The organism is Nereida ignava (assembly GCF_047114695.1).
GTDB lineage: Bacteria > Pseudomonadota > Alphaproteobacteria > Rhodobacterales > Rhodobacteraceae > Nereida > Nereida ignava.
Genome location: NZ_CP112885.1, coordinates 487,483 through 504,363 on the forward strand (window position 1 = coordinate 487,483; position 16,881 = coordinate 504,363).

20 protein-coding genes are annotated in these 16,881 nt (G+C 54.7%); 8 read left to right on the forward strand and 12 right to left on the reverse strand.

From position 1 onward, the window contains the following. The first annotated feature begins 121 nt into the window (after nt 1-121). The 6 genes from OLX08_RS02340 to OLX08_RS02365 all read left to right on the forward strand — a co-directional run bounded on the left by OLX08_RS02340 (nt 122) and on the right by OLX08_RS02365 (nt 4,812). Nucleotides 122-775, forward strand: a complete 654-nt coding sequence (locus OLX08_RS02340) for an alpha/beta hydrolase (RefSeq protein ID WP_048597666.1) — start codon at nt 122-124, stop codon at nt 773-775. Between the two features lie 79 nt (nt 776-854). Then, on the forward strand, nt 855-1,097 hold the full coding sequence (locus OLX08_RS02345) for a hypothetical protein (protein ID WP_391482227.1): 243 nt from the start codon (nt 855-857) through the stop codon (nt 1,095-1,097). Then, nucleotides 1,094-2,290 carry an HD domain-containing protein gene (locus tag OLX08_RS02350; RefSeq protein ID WP_391482229.1) on the forward strand — a complete coding sequence of 399 codons (1,197 nt, stop codon included), beginning with the start codon at nt 1,094-1,096 and terminating at the stop codon, nt 2,288-2,290. Before OLX08_RS02345 ends, OLX08_RS02350 begins: the two co-directional genes overlap by 4 nt. A 129-nt stretch (nt 2,291-2,419) precedes the next feature. Further along, nucleotides 2,420-3,628, forward strand: coding sequence for an NADP-dependent isocitrate dehydrogenase (locus OLX08_RS02355; RefSeq protein ID WP_391482230.1), 1,209 nt, complete (start codon nt 2,420-2,422; stop codon nt 3,626-3,628). A gap of 159 nt (nt 3,629-3,787) precedes the next feature. Further along, complete coding sequence (locus tag OLX08_RS02360) at nt 3,788-4,366, forward strand: YqaA family protein (protein ID WP_391482232.1); 579 nt, start codon at nt 3,788-3,790, stop codon at nt 4,364-4,366. Continuing rightward, complete coding sequence (locus OLX08_RS02365) at nt 4,363-4,812, forward strand: disulfide bond formation protein B (protein ID WP_391482234.1); 450 nt, start codon at nt 4,363-4,365, stop codon at nt 4,810-4,812. The genes OLX08_RS02360 and OLX08_RS02365 overlap by 4 nt, the downstream gene beginning before the upstream one ends. Here the strand turns inward: OLX08_RS02365 and OLX08_RS02370 are convergent. The 3 genes from OLX08_RS02370 to OLX08_RS02380 all read right to left on the reverse strand — a co-directional run bounded on the left by OLX08_RS02370 (nt 4,809) and on the right by OLX08_RS02380 (nt 8,251). After that, nucleotides 4,809-6,272, reverse strand: coding sequence for a carboxypeptidase M32 (locus OLX08_RS02370; RefSeq protein ID WP_391482236.1), 1,464 nt, complete (start codon nt 6,270-6,272; stop codon nt 4,809-4,811). The genes OLX08_RS02365 and OLX08_RS02370 overlap by 4 nt on opposite strands. A gap of 6 nt (nt 6,273-6,278) precedes the next feature. Then, the gene (gene ctaA / locus OLX08_RS02375) at nt 6,279-7,418 is read right to left on the reverse strand and encodes a heme A synthase (protein WP_391482237.1); all 1,140 of its coding nucleotides are present in this window, start codon (nt 7,416-7,418) and stop codon (nt 6,279-6,281) included. Nucleotides 7,419-7,480: 62 nt separating this feature from the next. Then, nucleotides 7,481-8,251: an RNA methyltransferase gene (locus tag OLX08_RS02380; RefSeq protein WP_391482239.1), complete on the reverse strand. Its 771-nt coding sequence runs from the start codon at nt 8,249-8,251 to the stop codon at nt 7,481-7,483. 84 nt (nt 8,252-8,335) lie between these two features. Here OLX08_RS02380 and OLX08_RS02385 point away from each other — a divergent pair, with 84 nt between their 5' ends. After that, complete coding sequence (locus OLX08_RS02385) at nt 8,336-8,983, forward strand: thiamine phosphate synthase (protein WP_341245702.1); 648 nt, start codon at nt 8,336-8,338, stop codon at nt 8,981-8,983. Here the strand turns inward: OLX08_RS02385 and OLX08_RS02390 are convergent. The 3 genes from OLX08_RS02390 to OLX08_RS02400 form a co-directional block, all read right to left on the reverse strand. Further along, nucleotides 8,980-9,807, reverse strand: coding sequence for a lysophospholipid acyltransferase family protein (locus tag OLX08_RS02390; protein ID WP_391482241.1), 828 nt, complete (start codon nt 9,805-9,807; stop codon nt 8,980-8,982). The two genes, OLX08_RS02385 and OLX08_RS02390, sit on opposite strands and share 4 nt — an antisense overlap. Further along, nucleotides 9,804-10,556, reverse strand: a complete 753-nt coding sequence (locus OLX08_RS02395) for a GNAT family N-acetyltransferase (protein ID WP_391482242.1) — start codon at nt 10,554-10,556, stop codon at nt 9,804-9,806. Before OLX08_RS02395 ends, OLX08_RS02390 begins: the two co-directional genes overlap by 4 nt. A 119-nt stretch (nt 10,557-10,675) precedes the next feature. Beyond that, on the reverse strand, nt 10,676-10,858 hold the full coding sequence (locus OLX08_RS02400; RefSeq protein ID WP_048597676.1) for a DUF3553 domain-containing protein: 183 nt from the start codon (nt 10,856-10,858) through the stop codon (nt 10,676-10,678). Between the two features lie 27 nt (nt 10,859-10,885). Here OLX08_RS02400 and OLX08_RS02405 point away from each other — a divergent pair, with 27 nt between their 5' ends. Next, a complete protein-coding gene (locus OLX08_RS02405) occupies nt 10,886-11,497 on the forward strand; it encodes a histidine phosphotransferase family protein (RefSeq protein ID WP_391482243.1) in 612 nt (203 codons plus the stop codon). 26 nt (nt 11,498-11,523) lie between these two features. Here OLX08_RS02405 and OLX08_RS02410 read toward each other — a convergent pair whose 3' ends face one another. The 6 genes from OLX08_RS02410 to OLX08_RS02435 all read right to left on the reverse strand — a co-directional run bounded on the left by OLX08_RS02410 (nt 11,524) and on the right by OLX08_RS02435 (nt 16,715). Continuing rightward, nucleotides 11,524-12,789 (reverse strand): glutamate-5-semialdehyde dehydrogenase, encoded by a 1,266-nt coding sequence (locus OLX08_RS02410; RefSeq protein ID WP_391482244.1) that lies wholly within the window; start codon nt 12,787-12,789, stop codon nt 11,524-11,526. Nucleotides 12,790-12,810: 21 nt separating this feature from the next. Further along, on the reverse strand, nt 12,811-13,917 hold the full coding sequence (proB, locus tag OLX08_RS02415; RefSeq protein WP_391482246.1) for a glutamate 5-kinase: 1,107 nt from the start codon (nt 13,915-13,917) through the stop codon (nt 12,811-12,813). Then, nucleotides 13,905-14,942: a GTPase ObgE gene (obgE, locus tag OLX08_RS02420; protein WP_391482248.1), complete on the reverse strand. Its 1,038-nt coding sequence runs from the start codon at nt 14,940-14,942 to the stop codon at nt 13,905-13,907. Before obgE ends, proB begins: the two co-directional genes overlap by 13 nt. Nucleotides 14,943-15,010: 68 nt before the next feature. After that, nucleotides 15,011-15,544, reverse strand: a complete 534-nt coding sequence (locus tag OLX08_RS02425; RefSeq protein ID WP_391482250.1) for a GNAT family N-acetyltransferase — start codon at nt 15,542-15,544, stop codon at nt 15,011-15,013. 187 nt (nt 15,545-15,731) lie between these two features. After that, on the reverse strand, nt 15,732-16,001 hold the full coding sequence (gene rpmA, locus OLX08_RS02430) for a 50S ribosomal protein L27 (protein ID WP_048597681.1): 270 nt from the start codon (nt 15,999-16,001) through the stop codon (nt 15,732-15,734). Nucleotides 16,002-16,007: 6 nt separating this feature from the next. Next, the gene (locus tag OLX08_RS02435; RefSeq protein WP_048597682.1) at nt 16,008-16,715 is read right to left on the reverse strand and encodes a 50S ribosomal protein L21; all 708 of its coding nucleotides are present in this window, start codon (nt 16,713-16,715) and stop codon (nt 16,008-16,010) included. Nucleotides 16,716-16,881: the final 166 nt, after the last annotated feature.

The following is a 16,881-nucleotide window of genomic DNA, read 5'->3' on the forward strand; positions in this document are numbered from 1 at the left end:
TAGAACCGTTCTAAAGTTCTCAACCGGCGGCGTCAATACGCACCCCGCACTGAGTGAACCGCGAACAGATATCGTCCGAAGCGCACGCAGCCCCGCGGCGCAGCCACATTAAGGGACCCCTATGCCCGAAGTCATTTTCCCTGGCCCCGAAGGCCGCCTCGAAGGTCGTTACCACCCCCAGAAAGAAAAAGACGCGCCTATTGCTATCGTTCTTCATCCACACCCGCAATTCGGCGGCACGATGAACAACAAGGTCGTCTACAACTTACACTACGCATTTTATAACATGGGCTTCACGGTCTTGCGGTTTAACTTCCGCGGCGTAGGACGCAGCCAAGGTGAATATGACCAAGGGGTCGGCGAGCTGTCAGATGCGGCATCTGCACTGGATTACCTGCAGTCGATGAACAACAACTCCAAACACTGCTGGGTCGCTGGCTTTTCGTTTGGCGCGTGGATCGGCATGCAACTGTTGATGCGCCGCCCTGAAATCACTGGCTTCATCTCGGTCTCACCGCCCGCCAATATGTACGACTTCTCGTTCTTGGCGCCCTGCCCGTCATCTGGCCTGATCATCAATGGTTCAAACGACCGTGTCGCACCACCCGCCGACACCGTGAACCTCGTGAATAAGCTGCACGAACAAAAAGGCATCACCATCACTCATGATGAGGTTCCGGGCGCTGGTCACTTCTTTGAAGAAGACCACATGGATACACTGATCGATACAACGACCAGCTACGTCCAACGTCGTTTAACCGAAAACACACGCTAAACATCAGGCGCAGCTTTCAAAGGCTGTGCCTTTTCATGTATCGTTACCAGTATGATCTTTCCGCCCTAAGGAACCGCCCATGGACGATCTTCAAAAGATGGCTTCTGAGTTGGCAGCCGAGTGTATCGCCGTCCAAAAAGAAATTGGCGACGAACGGCTTTTTATTCAGGTCGCATCTGTGTTGGGCGCCTCCTCGCAAACTCTTGAGGAAGCCTTTCTGACCAACGTGCGTACGAAAATGGCAGCTGAAAAAGCCCGCGCGTTTCTTGTTGAAACTTTGCGCGCCCACCGCGCTTCCACGGATACCAACCCACACACATGACCGATACCGCCCACTGGCCAGTTCCTGCGCCGAACACGCCCCATGATCTTGATCAGCAATTGACGTTCCTGCGCGAAATTGACCGGCTGAAGCAGATAAACCGCAACAACCTTTTGACCACCAATGCGCGCCCTGAAAATACCGCCGAGCACAGTTGGCACGTAGCACTTCTTGCACTGGTCGCAGCCCCCTACTTCCCCAAACCGGTCGACGTTGACCGCGCGATCGCAATGCTGTTGATCCACGACATTGTTGAGATCGACGCAGGCGACCATCCAATTCATTTGCATCACGACAACGCCGCAATTGCCGCCAAAGAAGAAGCAGCTGCCACCCGCCTTTTCGGACTTTTGCCAGCCGCACAAGGCGCCGCACTTCATACACTGTGGCGCGAATTTGATGCTGGCACATCTGACACAGCGGTTTTTGCACGAAGTTGCGATCACCTGCATCCCGAACTGATGGTCATGACGGGCGCACGCGCCAGTGATGACCATATCCAAATCGGCGTTGATAACCTTGCAACGGGCCGCGCCGCGCGCCTCAAGCAAACTTGGCCAGCTGCGTATGATTTGCTGGATGCGTTGCACCACAACCAAACTGCAACAGGGCCACTGGCCGACATTACTGCATTCATCCATCAAACAGACGCGCTGAAACAAGTCCTACGCGCCACCCCCATTTTGAGCGACCCACGGCAGGAAAACTCGGGCGAGCACAGCTGGCATCTCGCCATGTTCGGGCTGATCTTGTCAGGTCACGCCACAGATCTTTCTGCAGATACGCAGGCCGCGACAATCATCAAGATGTTGCTTATCCATGATATTGTTGAAGTGGACGTTGGCGACACCCCCATCCACGGTAGCTTTGACGCCGCTGAAATCGAAAGCCAGGAACAAGCCGCCGCTACACGAATTTTTGGCCTTCTGCCTCACAAGGAAGGCGCTAAGCTGACTGCGCTATGGCAAGAATTTGAAGCCGCCGAAAGCCCCAACGCGATCTTCGCTAAATCCATTGACCGCGCACAGCCCGTCTTGGCCAATCTTGCACAACACGGTGGAACTTGGCCAACCTATCACGTCACGCGCGAACAGCTTGAGGCCCGTGTAGCTGCAAAAATCAAACGCGGCTTTCCCGCCCTTTGGAATGCGATAAAGCCTGAAATTGATCTATGGTTTGCCAATAATACTTAGCGCGAAGTTGCTTCACTCTTTATTAGTATACAATTGCATACTATGCTTTCGTTGGAAAAGTTTTTGCGCTAACCAAAGCCTGAAACACCCGTTGATTCACGAGCCAGCCAAATTGCAAAGGGCCCAATCATGACAAAAATTAAGGTAGAGAACCCCGTCGTTGAACTCGACGGCGATGAAATGACACGCATTATCTGGGACTTCATCAAGAAGAAGCTGATCCTGCCGTATCTCGATCTTGATCTGAAATACTACGATCTGGGCATGGAAGTACGTGACGAGACCAATGACCAAATCACCATTGATGCAGCAGAAGCCATCAAGAAATACGGCGTCGGCGTCAAATGCGCAACGATCACCCCAGATGAGCAACGTGTCGAGGAATTTGGCCTCAAAAAGATGTGGCGCTCGCCCAATGGGACGATCCGGAATATTCTGGGTGGCGTTGTGTTCCGCGCGCCGATCATTTGCTCAAATGTGCCCCGCCTTGTGCCGGGCTGGACGGACCCCATCGTGATTGGCCGCCACGCGTTTGGCGATCAGTACAAAGCAACAGACTTCCTGATGCCCGGCCCTGGCAAGCTGACCATGAAGTTTGTGGGCGAAGACGGCACAGTGATCGAAAAAGATGTCTACGACAGCCCCTCTGCGGGTGTGGCCATGGGCATGTATAACCTTGATGCCTCAATAATTGATTTTGCGCGGGCGTCGTTCAACTACGGGCTGAGCCTTGGATGGCCTGTGTATCTGTCGACTAAAAATACAATTCTGAAAGCCTATGACGGCCGCTTTAAGGACTTGTTCCAAGAAGTCTTTGACGCAGAGTTTGCCGAAAAATTCAAAGAGGCAGGCATCTGGTATGAGCACCGTTTGATCGACGACATGGTCGCTTCCGCGATGAAATGGTCAGGCAAGTTCGTGTGGGCCTGCAAAAACTACGACGGCGATGTACAATCTGACACAGTCGCTCAGGGTTTCGGCTCGCTCGGGTTGATGACGAGCCAATTGATGACGCCGGACGGCAAAATCGTTGAGGCAGAGGCCGCACACGGCACCGTCACGCGCCACTTCCGTCAGCACCAGAAAGGCGAAGCAACATCGACCAACTCGATCGCTTCTATCTATGCGTGGACAGGTGGTCTGAAGCACCGTGCGAAACTCGACAATAACGCGGAACTTATGAAGTTTGTTGAGACGCTCGAAAAAGTAATCGTGGACACGGTTGAATCCGGCTTCATGACCAAAGATTTGGCGCTGCTGGTTGGTCCGGATCAAAGCTGGCTGACCACAGAAGGGTTCTTGGAAAAGATCGACCAAAACCTCAACGCGGCCATGTAAATGCCTTCCCTCACCGTTGCCAATGTCATGCGCGGCGGTGGGGGCCCTCTTTTTGTTTTATAAATATCCAGACAGGTAGCCTTTCCCACTGGTTGACCCCTCGCCCAATCTCGCTATCACCATTGGCTAAAGTTCTTCGTAACGCGGTGAGGCGAGCATTTGATCCAACGGTTGTACAACTGGACTTTGTCCATGGCCGAGCACCCTCACGCGCTTTGGGTGCTCGCACTTGTGTCTTTCGTAGAAAGTTCGGTTTTTCCCATCCCTCCTGACATTTTGATGATCCCAATGATCCTTGCTGCCCCGTCACGAGCGTTTTTGATTGCAGGTGTTGCACTTGTCTCGTCGGTTTTGGGCGGCCTCTTAGGGTATGCGATCGGGGCACTGGCCTTTGACACCATCGGACAACCTATTTTGCAGGCCTTGGGCAAGACCGACAGCATGGAGGCCTTCAATGGCCGCTTTAATGACGTCGGGTTCTGGGCGGTTCTCATCGCGGGGATCACGCCCTTCCCCTACAAAGTCATCACGATCATGTCGGGCTGGACCGCGATGCCGTTGGGCACATTCATCGTCACATCGATTATCGCACGCGGACTGCGCTTTTTCATCGTCGCGGCACTGTTGTGGAAATTTGGCGCCCCTATCAAAACCTTCATCGAAAAGCGGCTACCGTTGATGTTCACACTCTTTGTCGTCGTTTTGATTGGCGGCGTTTATGGGGTGAAATTTCTATGAAGCGTCTTAGTTTGATCGCGGCGGGTGGTTCACTCGCGCTTATGCTTGCGGCCTATGGCTTTCAGCATTTTGGCGGGCTCGCACCTTGCAAAATGTGCCTGTGGCAACGCTGGCCCCATGCTGCCGCAATCGTGTTGGGCGGGTTGATGTTGATTGTTCCTGCACGCGTTATTGCATGGCTCGGTGCCCTTGCTGCCGCAACCACATCCGCGATTGGCTTTTATCATTCAGGCGTAGAGCAAAAGTGGTGGGAAGGCCCATCAAGTTGCACTGGTGGCGGTCTGTCAGGCTTGTCGGGCAACGCGTTGCTGGATCCCAACGCCGCTGGCAAAGTGGTGATGTGCGATGATATCGCATGGGCGTTCCTTGGGCTATCAATGCCTACTTGGAACGGCATCGTGAGCCTTGCACTTGCGCTGATTTGGGTGGCTGCAGCCCGCCGCTAAGACGCGAATTTCTCGTTCAGATAGGCCAACAAAGGCGCTTCTGTGATCTCTGATTCTGACGTGCCGCAAGCCTTTGCAATGACTTCTTTCGGTCGGTAAAGCCCACCATGACACTGCACATTGCGTCGCAGCCAACCGGTAGCTGCAGAGGTGTCTCCCTTGGCAAGCATATCATCCAGGCCCGTGACGTCTCGGCGCAGTGCTTCGTGCAGGCATCCGGCATAAACATTACCCAGCGAATAGGTCGCGAAATACCCAAACAGACCAACAGGCCAGTGCACATCTTGCAAAACCCCATTGCTTACACGGTCAGGGGCATAGCCGAAATCGGCCTCAAAACGGCTGTTCCACGCGTCCTCCAGATCAGCAACATCAAGCGCACCGGACATCAACTCACGCTCAAGATCGAAGCGAAGGGCCACATGCAGATTGTATTGCACCTCGTCGGCCTCGGTGCGGATGAACCCCGTGTTCAGCCGGTTCACAACGCGGAAAAACGTGTCCTCGTCGGCCACACCAAAATCACCAAACGCATCGCGCATTTGGCCAAAAAGCCAGCCCGTGAATGCACGGCTGCGCCCTAACTGGTTTTCATAGATGCGGCTCTGGCTTTCATGCACGCCCATCGACACACCCGCACCAAGGGGCGTCAACAAATAGGCGTCATCGATGTTTTGCTCGTAACACGCGTGGCCAACCTCGTGGATGGTCGAGTAGAAACAATTGAAAGGGTCATCCGCCGCCGTGCGGGTGGTGATACGCACATCCTGACCGCTACCAGATGAAAACGGGTGCACCGCTTTGTCGATACGTCCGCGGGACAGATCATAGCCAAAGACCTGCGCCAATTTTGACGACAACCCCAACTGGCGCGCCTCATCAAACGACCCCTTGAGCGCAGGCGGTTGCGCGCGCCCCATCACCTTATCACGCAGGGCAACCAAACCCGGACGAAGCGCATCAAACATCGCTGACAACTCTGCCGCCGTCATGCCCGGCTCGTAATCATCAAGCATGGCGTCATACACGTCTCCGCCATCTGCCAACGCAGCGCCCTCTTCGCGCTTCAGCGCCACAACTTTCGACAGTGTCGGCGCGAAGCCTGCAAAATCATCGGCTGCACGCGCCTCGGCCCACACACCTTGGGACAGCGATGTCACTTTGGCTATCTGTGCGGCAAGATCTGCTGGTACTTTCGTGGCCCGCGCATAACTTCTTTCTATATGGCGTAATTGCGCGGCTTGCTCCGGCGTTTCTGGCGTGGCGGCGTCAAGCCACTCTGCGATGCGCGGATCTGTGCCACGCGTGTGCAAAACCTTTGCCATTGCACCTTGTTCTTCCGCCCGCTGTGCCCCCGCACCTTTGGGCATCACTGTCTCTTGGTCCCAACCCAATCGCCCCGCGATTTGCCCAAGCGCTTGGGTTTCGCGGACAAATGCCATCAATTCCGTGTAAGACATCGCCACCTACCCTCTGACAGATTGTGCGAGCGGATAAATCGCCAAAAAGCGTGCCCGCAGCACCAATACCCACAACACAACCGCGCCGAACTGATGCACAATCGCCAATTCCCATGGCGATGAATTCATCACCGTCACAATTCCCAAAACCATTTGCACAGTCATCATCGCCAACACCAAGTTAAAAGCAAAACGTGTTTGCGTGTTCGGGGACCGGCGCGCCCGTAGCCAAATGAAAATACCAAAAGCAAAAAGGATGTAGCCGGTCATACGGTGCATAAACTGCACCAAACCATCATCTTCGAAAAAGTTCCGCCACAGTGGTTCAAGGGTGAATAAATCAGGGGGCAAAAAGCCACCAGCCATCAAAGGCCAATCGATATAATTGCGCCCGGCATCGATGCCCGCGACCAGTGCGCCCATCAATATCTGCAGACCCGTCAGAGCAATCAAAACAACCGCCAATTTCGCAAGTGCAGGTTCACCAAGGCGGCGCGCTTGGATCAACGCACCGTCACTGCGCGAAAGCTGCAAAACATACCACGCGATCACCCCAAGAATGACAAACGCCAACCCCAGATGCGTTGCCAATCTGTAGCTGGCCACATCCAGCATTCCGTTGTCCAAACCCGACGAAACCATCCACCAGCCAATCGCCCCTTGGCTTCCCCCAAGCGCGCCGAGCAAAGCCGCTTTGCCGGTCCAGCCCACGGGCATTTGACGCGTTGCAAGCAAGCCGAAGAAGCCAATCGCCCAGACCAGCCCCACGAAACGGCCTAACTGACGATGCCCCCATTCCCACCAATAGATCACTTTAAATTCGGACATACTCATGCCCTTGTTCTGAAGCTGATACTCGGGGATTTCTTGGTATTTCTCAAATTCTGACGCCCAATCGGCGGCATTCATCGGCGGGATTGCTCCGGTCACGGGACGCCATTCAGTGATGCTTAGCCCACTGTCGGTCAACCGCGTGAGACCACCAACAGCAATCATCATGACGACCAGCGCAAACAGAACAATCAGCCAGCCTTTCAGAAAACCGCGCGCACCGCGCCGCGCCGCGTCGATACCACCCGTGACAGGCGCATTGCTGCCCTTGTCGTTGCTTGAGACCTCTTCAAAGATGGCGCGTGATTTAGCCATAGCGGGCGATCCTTCTGATGCGATTATCTAGGCAGCAATATAGGCCCAATCGAGCGCGACAGCTAGCGGTCCGAGGTGTCTTTTGACCAGACAAGCTGTCGCAGCATTCCGTGCAGGGTTTGTACGTCCGCGCGGGTAAGCGCCATACGTGACCACATATTGCGCAGGTTCGTTTTCATGCTCTGCGCTTTGGCCTGCGGGAAAAAGAACCCAGCTGTGTCCAACCGTTGCTCAAAGTGATCCGCAAGCCGCTCAACTTCAATATGCGGCGCCCAATCGGTTTTGACCATTTCATGGGCCAGCGGTTCAACACGCGTGGTCTGGCGGCGCCACTCATACCCTGTCAGCAAGACACATTGCGCAAGGTTCAGACTGGGAAATTCAGGGTTAACAGGCACAGTAATAGTGGCATTGGCCCGCGCAATATCATCGTTTTCAAGCCCTGCAGCTTCGGGGCCAAACATCACGCCAACCTTAAGGCCCTGCGCGGTCTTTTCTGCGGCCACTTCCATTGCTGCTTCGGGGCTGTAGATCGGTTTGGTCAACCCCCTGTGGCGGGCGGTCGTCGCAAAGACGTAGTCACAATCACCCAAAGCATCCGCCAATGTGTCGAACACCTGCGCTCCGTCAAGTACGCGGCCTGCCCCCGATGCCATCGCCTTGGCCGCTGGATTGGGCCATCCATCACGCGGTGCAACAAGGCGCATCCTGTCGACACCAAAGTTCAGCATCGCACGGGCAGCCGCGCCGATGTTCTCGCCCATCTGGGGGCGCACCAACACAAAGGTCGGCGGTGCAAGCGGTGCGGGCGTATTTTGGGGGGTTTTGCTCATGACAATCTGTTACGAACCGCTTGGCGAAAGGGCAACCCCTTGATAGAGGTCCTCAAAATTGCGCACTCTAGGTTTGGGGCAGATATGACCAATACACCATCCACCGATGACATCGCTGACGCCATCGCGCCACAACTCTATCTGATCTCGCCACCGCAGATCGAACTAAGCACGTTTCCCGCGCTCTTGGGTCAAATGCTCGATGAGGTCGACGTGGCTTGTTTCCGCCTTGCCCTTGCCAGCAGCGACGACGACGCCATCGCACGCGCCGCTGATGCGTGCCGCGAGGTGTGTCACGCCCGCGACGTTGCAATCGTGATCGAGCACCATCTGCTGATGGTCGATAAGCTTGGCCTTGACGGGGTGCATCTGACAGATGGTGCGCGCACAATCCGCCATGCCCGCAAAGAGCTTGGCGATGATGCCATTGTGGGAAGTAATTGTGCGGCATCGCGGCATGACGGGCTGAACGCGGCCGAAGGCGGCGCGGATTACGTTTGCTTCGGCCCCTGCCGTGACACGGGACTGGGTGACGGGACATTAGCTGAGCCGGATCTGTTCCAGTGGTGGTCAGAAATGATCGAAGTCCCCTGCGTGGCAGAAGGTGGCCTTGATGCGGCTACGATCCGCGCATTGGCACCGATCTCGGATTTCTTTGCCGTTGGTGCAGAAGTGTGGGACGCCGAAAACCCGACAGAGGCGCTCAAAGCACTTCACGGGGCCATGATTTAAGACATCTCGGTAGCATCTAGGCCACCGCGTACAATTTCCTCGGCCGCCCGGGCAAGCTCTTTGCGGCTGGCGAAGTTTGAGACCTTCAACGGTGGATGATAAACCACATCTACGCCGCCCTGACGCACACCAGCCAATGTGCGCAGCAAATGCGGGGCAAAGTCCATGTCTCCCCACCATCCGTAAAACCGTGGCTCAGCACCATCAGGGGCGTGATAAATCAGCGTAACCGGCTGCACCCACATTTCGTCACGCAGAGGTTGTTCAAAGAAGGCTGCAAAAAGCGTTGGCTTGAAGGATAGAACACGCTTACCGTCGGTGCTTGTGCCTTCGGGAAAGAACAATAGCTTATGGCCCGCATGCAATCTGTCTTCGAATATCTGTTTTTGCAGGGCCGCTTCACGGGGATTACGGTTGATGAAAACAGTGCCAGTCGCCCGCGCCAACCAGCCAATACCGGGCCATTTCGCAACTTCAGATTTGGCGACAAAGTAGATGCGCTTGCTAGCGTTAAGGGCAAAAATATCGAGCCAGCTTACGTGATTTGCCACGATGGCACCGAACTGCGGCATCACCGTGCCAAAGACACGCCTGCGCATGCCAATAATCCGAAACGCCGTTTGGCAAACAAATTGCGTGATGAATGGCGTCCAAGGACGGCGCAGACCGAACAACGGTTTTTCAACAAGACGCACCAAAAGCAAAACGGCCAGACAGCCGAACGTAACAAGCGCCAGTACCGAGCCGCGCCATACAAGACGGATCAGGCCTTGCACGCCAAGTGGTGCCTCAATGGGATATTCCCCCTCGTTCCAAGTGGTCATCGTGGAGCCCTTTGATAAAGTGCGGCTTGTTTTTGATTGATGCGCGCCATGTCCAAAACCATGCACACGTCGACCGTGTTGAATGCGTGATCGACCCAAGCGCCCTGCCCGACCATGCCGCCCATACGCAGATACGCTTTGATTAGCTGCGGCGTTTCAAGAAGCGCACGGCGCGCATCTGTCTGTTCCTCAGCCAACTGATCCATCGCAACTGCCGCCTCTCCCGTCGCGGTTACACGCAACTCAGGTGGTGCCAAAAACCTGTGGTGCAAATGGCTCAACGGGTGTGCAAGGGCGTCCACGTCCGTGCCGTGAAAGCTGGCAACACCAAACAGAATATCAACGTCATTTTTTGCGATATAGCCTGACAGACCTTGCCATAAATGCATCAGTGCAGCACCACCACGGTAGGATTTATGCACGCACGAGCGGCCAAGCTCTAACAACCGGCGACCGCTGGCTTTCAGAGGTCCAAGATCGAATTCATCCTCGGAATAGTAGCGGCTAATTTTGGGCATCGCGTCGCTGGATAGTAGCCGGTAGACCCCCACACAGGTCTCTGCATCAAAGAGCATAAGGTGCTCAAAGAACGGGTCATATTGGTCCTTCTCAAGCCGCGCATCATGGTCAACCATGGGGCCATTGCCGCCAAGTTCCGCGACGAATACCTCATAACGCAAAGCTTGTGCCGCACGGATGTCATCCGCAGACGCCGCCAATCTAACCGTAAATTTTGGTGAATGCCCCATCAAAGGGTTCCTTTCAGGCATAGCAAACCCGCGGTCCAATACCGTCATTACGTCTTATTTGCCTGACCTGCGCTTGGCAACGCGCATATATTAAGACATTATTAACGGGTAACGCGTAGCTAGAGGTCGAAAACCAACTCTAATTCGATTTGCGAGCCAACAATCACGACTTTTCCCTGCTCGCGGAAATTAACTGTAACTTTACCCGCAACGTTGGATTGCACCTGACCTATGCCCCAATCAGGCTGGTTCGGGTTTCTCACCAACTGCCCCGGCTCTAGTAATGTGTTTAGCTCAGACATCATCAGTCCTTATTTGACAGGCGCCACATGACCCAAGAAATTCAGAGCACTCCGCTAGACCTCAGCGCCCTTGTTGGCTCGCGTATTTGCCACGACCTTATCAGCCCTTTAGGCGCAATTGCCAATGGTGTTGAACTGATGGCGCTTACGGGTGCGGAACAAACACCCGAAATGCTTCTGATTGCCGAAAGCGTTGAGGCCGCAAACGCCCGTATCAAATTTTTCAGACTGGCATACGGCACTGCAGGCGCAGATCAACTTGTCCGTCAAAGCGAGTTGAACGCAATTTTCTCTGCGCTTTCCAGATCAGGGCGGATTACATTTGATTGGCGCGGCACAAACGATCCGCTTCGCCAGCGCACCCAGTTTGCGTTGCTAAGCGTTCAGTGTCTTGAAACCGCTCTACCATTCGGTGGAACCATCAACGTCTCACACCACGAAGGACAATTCACTGTGACGGGCCGTTCAGAACGCCTACGTCACGATCCAGCGTTGTGGGCAATGCTGACGGATGAGACCGCAGTTACCAAAGTCCGGCCGTCGGATGTGCATTTCTTTTTGACCGCACAAATGCGCGCAGAACATCAGATCGCGCTAGATATTGAAGTAAGCGACGCCGAAATCAAAATGACATTCTAGCAAAGCATAGTGCACAGGCGCAGGACTTAAGACCGGATCGTCCCGTCGCCGCGTACGATGTATTTGAAACTGGTCAATTGCTCTGCGCCAACCGGCCCGCGCGCATGCATTTTGCCGGTCGCAATTCCAATTTCGGCCCCCATGCCAAACTCACCACCATCTGCAAATTGCGTCGAGGCGTTGTGCATCAGGATTGCGCTATCCAATTCAGTCAAAAAGCGTTCAGCAGTTGTGGCATCTTCAGTCAGAATACAATCCGTATGATCAGAGCCATACTGACGAATGTGCGCCATTGCCTCATCCAGTCCCGCAACCGTCTTTGCCGCAATTTCCATATCAAGGAACTCATGGCCCCAATGGTCTGCCGTGGCCGCCTGTGTTCCCTCAATGCCCTGCAGGTTCATATCTGCATCAACGGTTACACCTGCTTGCAAAAGCGCGCGGATCACCTCGGCACCCAGACTATCTTTGACCTCTTCATGGATCAGCAAACACTCCGCAGCACCACAAATCCCCGTGCGGCGCGTCTTTGCATTAAGCACCACATCAAGTGTCTTTTGCGGGTCTGCTGCTTTGTCGATGTAGATATGCACAATGCCTTCAAGGTGGGCAAAAACGGGAACCCGCGCTTCGCGCTGCACAAGCCCCACCAAACCCTTTCCACCACGCGGCACGATCACATCGATATACTGCGTCATGCTGAGCATTTCTGAAACTGCCACACGGTCACGAGTAGGCACCAGTTGTACTGCATCCTCGGGCAAATTCGCATCACGAAGTCCCTGCTGAAGGGCCGCATGAATGGCGCGCGAGGAATGGAAACTCTCGGAGCCACCACGCAAAATAACGGCGTTACCCGCCTTCAAACACAGCGCACCTGCATCAGCCGTGACATTTGGCCGGCTTTCATAAATCACCCCAATGACCCCAAGCGGCGTACGCACGCGTGAAATATTCAGACCTGTGGGACGGTCCCACTGTGCGATGACTTCTCCGACAGGATCGGCCTGTTCCGCCACTGCGCGCAGGCTGTCTACGATGCCGCGAATGCGCTCTTCGTCCAACATCAAGCGATCCATCATCGCGGGGCTAAGGCCTTTGGTGCGACCGTATTCAAGATCAAGCGCATTGGCCTCAATCACCGCATCACGGGTCTTCCACAAAGTTTCAGAGGCCGAGATCAGCGCCGCGTGTTTCCGCTCAGCACTGGCGTTAGCCAAGGCAACGCTTGCGGCTTTTGCCCGTTGGCCGATGTCTTGCATCAATGCGGGAATTTCATGTGTATCGGTCATCTGTCTGTCCAATCTTTTGGCTTAAAGCGCCATATCGTCACGGTGGATCAATGCCGCGCGCCCTGCGTACCCGAGCAACCCCGCAATTTCAGCCGTCTTGTGGCCCTTCAAAACTGTGGCCTCCGTGCTGGTATAGCGGGTTAATCCCTGCCCCACATGCGCGCCTGAAGTATCAAGTATCTCAACTGGGTCGCCACGGCCAAATGTCCCGCTGACTGCCATAATCCCTGCAGGCAAAAGTGAGTTACCCGACCGCAGCGCCTTCGCAGCACCAGCATCAATCGTAACAGAGCCTTTGGGCATCATCGCAGCAATCCAACGGGTACGCGCACTTTGCGGGCTTTCTGTTGCATTAAACCATGTTGAGTTTGCGCCTTCTTCAAGCATCTTCAAAGGGTTGCGCGGCGTGCCTAATGTGATCGCCATGGCGCAGCCCGCATCCGTTGCCATCTTTGCAGCCATAAGTTTGGTCTTCATTCCGCCTTTGGATAACCCCGACAGGGCATCTCCGGCCATTGCTTCAATTTCGGGTGTAATTTCTTCAATCACATCAAACCTGCGCGCCGACGCGTCCGATTGCGGGTTCGCGGAATAAAACCCATCAACATCCGAGAGCAAAATCAACTGGTCTGCCCCGACAGTCACCGCCACTTGTGCGGCCAGCCGGTCATTATCACCGTACCGAATTTCGTCAGTTGCGATCGTATCATTTTCGTTAACGATCGGCACAACACCAAGGCTCAACAATTGTGACAGCGTTGCGCGCGAATTAAGATATCTGCGGCGGTCCTCAGAGTCCTCAAGCGTGACAAGCACCTGCCCCGTTTTGATACCTTGGGGGGCCAATGCCTCCTCATATGCGCGGGCCAGCCGGATTTGTCCCACAGACGCCGCGGCCTGAGACTGTTCAAGTGCCAACTCGCCAGCGGGCAACCCCAACACCTCACGGCCCAATGCAATCGAACCCGATGAGACCAAAACAACGTCCTTACCCAAGCTTTTGAGCCAAGCGACGTCTTGCGCCAAAGCCAACAACCACTCTGCGCGCAAAGTCCCGCTTTCACGGTCAACCAACAAGGCCGATCCGATTTTCAGAACAATGCGATTGGCCGCTGTTAAGGACGCCATGGTTCTTCCTCAGCACCAGCTGCGCGTTCGCGGGCACGGTCCGCTTCAATCTCGGCGCGTACTTTGCGAAGGACGGCATCAAGACCCTCACGGCTCACGCCTGACATCAGCATCACGGGACCACCGACCGCCTTTTCAAGATCAGCTTTCAGGTCGGCACGCTCTTCGTCATCGAGAGCATCAATTTTGTTTAAAACAGTCACGCGATCTTTCGCCGCCAGCTCACCACCGTAAGCTTCCAACTCACCGATGATCGTCTTGAAATCTTCAACCACAGTGTCAGACGTACCGTCGATCAGGTGCAACAGCACCGCACACCGCTCAACATGGCCAAGGAAACGGTCGCCAATGCCGCGCCCTTCAGATGCACCTTCGATCAAGCCCGGAATATCCGCCACGACATATTCAGCATTATCAATGCCGACCACACCAAGGTTCGGGTGCAGAGTGGTAAATGGATAATCCGCAATTTTTGGCCGCGCATTAGATGTCGCGGCCAAGAAAGTGGATTTACCGGCATTCGGCAGCCCCAAAAGCCCCGCATCAGCGATCAGTTTCAGGCGCAACCAAAGGGTCCGCTCAACGGCCTCCTGGCCGGGGTTGGCGCGGCGTGGCGCTTGGTTTGTTGATGATTTGAAGTGAAGGTTGCCGAAACCACCATTGCCGCCTTTGGCCAAAATGACCCGCTGACCAACCGCAGTCATGTCGGCAATGACAGTTTCCTGATCTTCATCCAGCACTTCGGTGCCGACTGGAACGCGCAAAATAATGTCATCACCGTCTGCACCCGTGCGCTGTTTCCCCATACCCGGAACACCGTTTTTGGCGAAAAAGTGCTGCTGGTAGCGGAAGTCAATCAAGGTGTTCAACCCATCGACACATTGCACAACGACATCACCGCCACGCCCGCCATCGCCGCCATCCGGACCACCATATTCAACAAATTTTTCACGGTGGAAGCTAACGGCACCGCCCCCGCCCGCGCCGGAACGGATGTAGACTTTGGCCAAATCGAGGAATTTCATATCATGTCCTTAGTGCAGCTTTGCGCCGCGAAACTTATTGAGGGGCGAGCCACCTCGTTAATCTGTCTTTAGCCACATTTGCGCAGGTATGTCCACGTCGGGACTGCTGCATCGCGGGCCACGCAAAAGACCTCAGCATCCCCAAGATACTGAAAGCCACAGTGGGTAAGTACTTTGCCACTGGCGGGATTATCTTGGAAGACTTGGCCGAAAAGCGTTTCAGCGCCCTGCGGGTTTACCTCCACAATGGCACCAAGAGCTTCGGACGCAAAACCAGTGTTCCAAAACGCAGGAGCAACCCAGTAGCCGATCTCGGATTGTCGGTCGTCCAGACGCTTTAGCGCGATCACACCCAAAACTTCGGCCAGCCCATGATCAGAGCCGTCCATGACCCAGATGTCATGCTCACTATTTTCGGCCAAGCCGCGGTCAATAAACGCCTTGGTAGCTCCGGGCGGCAGCGGATGAGGAATGGATTCAGTGTTGCGCGCTAAACGCTCGTCACTTGTATACATCTTGATCAAGCCACGATCAGAGGCCCGCAAGGGGCGCAAAACGAAACGATCACATAAAATGACGGATGCTTTTGTATCGACATTCATGACGATGACCTTTCGTGTATTCGCGCATAAAGCTGCGCTAAATTAGTGTCACGGAGATAAGTTGCAGAGCACTTAATGAGCCCGGATAAAGCACTGGCAATATGCAAGAATTGCAAAAGTAGTGTGACAAAAGAAAAGGGACCGGCCTAATGGCCGATCCCTTTAAATTTCTTAGGACGTCGGCTGTTTATTCAGCAGCTTCCGCGAGCGGAGTGACAGATACGAAAGTACGCTTTTTCAGACCCTTGTGGAACTGGATGTTACCTTCGACAGTCGCAAAGATTGTGTGATCTTTGCCCATGCCAACACCTTCGCCCGGCCACACTTTTGTGCCGCGCTGACGGATGATGATGTTACCTGGAATGACAGCTTCGCCGCCAAACTTTTTCACGCCCAAGCGACGTCCAGCGGAGTCGCGACCGTTGCGGGATGAGCCGCCTGCTTTTTTGTGTGCCATCTGGAATTACTCCTGTTCAGCTGCGAACTGTGTTGCTTGTGCAACCCAGTCGTCACGTTCGATACGGCCTTTGAACGACAGTTTGTCATCCATATAGGCAATCTCTTCTGCACCCCAACCGAGGATCTGGTCGAAGTGGAATACGCCGTTCTCGTGGAGAAGACCTTCCAATTTCGGACCTACACCAGAGATCTTTTTCAGATCATCAGCTTTGCCGCCGCGTGCTTCGGTAAGCAGGTTGCTTGGCTTGCTGCCAGTCGCGGCGTCAGCTTTTGCTTCTGCCTTGGCTGCTTTTGGAGCCGCTGCCTTCTTTGGCGCTGCTTTTTTCGCAGCAGGTGCTGCTGCCGCAACAGCCGCACCAGACACGGAACCCGCACCGATCGCAGCTTTTACACCAGTTTTGTCCGCGCCTTTTTCTAGCAACTCGGTTACACGAAGGAGCGTCAGTTGCTGACGGTGGCCCTTGGTGCGTTTTGAGCTGTGCTTACGGCGACGTTTGACAAAATTGATCGTCTTTTCACCTTTGATTTGGTCAATCACTTCTGCTTGTACAGCAGCGCCATCGACCAAAGGTGCGCCAACATTGGCACCGATCATCAGAATTTCGTTGAATTGAACGGTTTCACCCGCATCAGCAGCCAGCTTTTCCACACGCAGCACATCGCCGCTTGTGACTTTATATTGCTTGCCGCCGGTTTTCATAACCGCAAACATATGCGTCATCCTTGTCTAACCGCGTCATCAGGTCCCCCTTGGGGCGTTCACCGCAAAATTTGCGACCCTTAAACAGCGCGCCCCGATGTCGGGACTGTCATTAAAATAACCCGCACGCGGAATCCTCCCGCGACAGGAATGCCTCATATGCCTTCGTGAGGTTTAT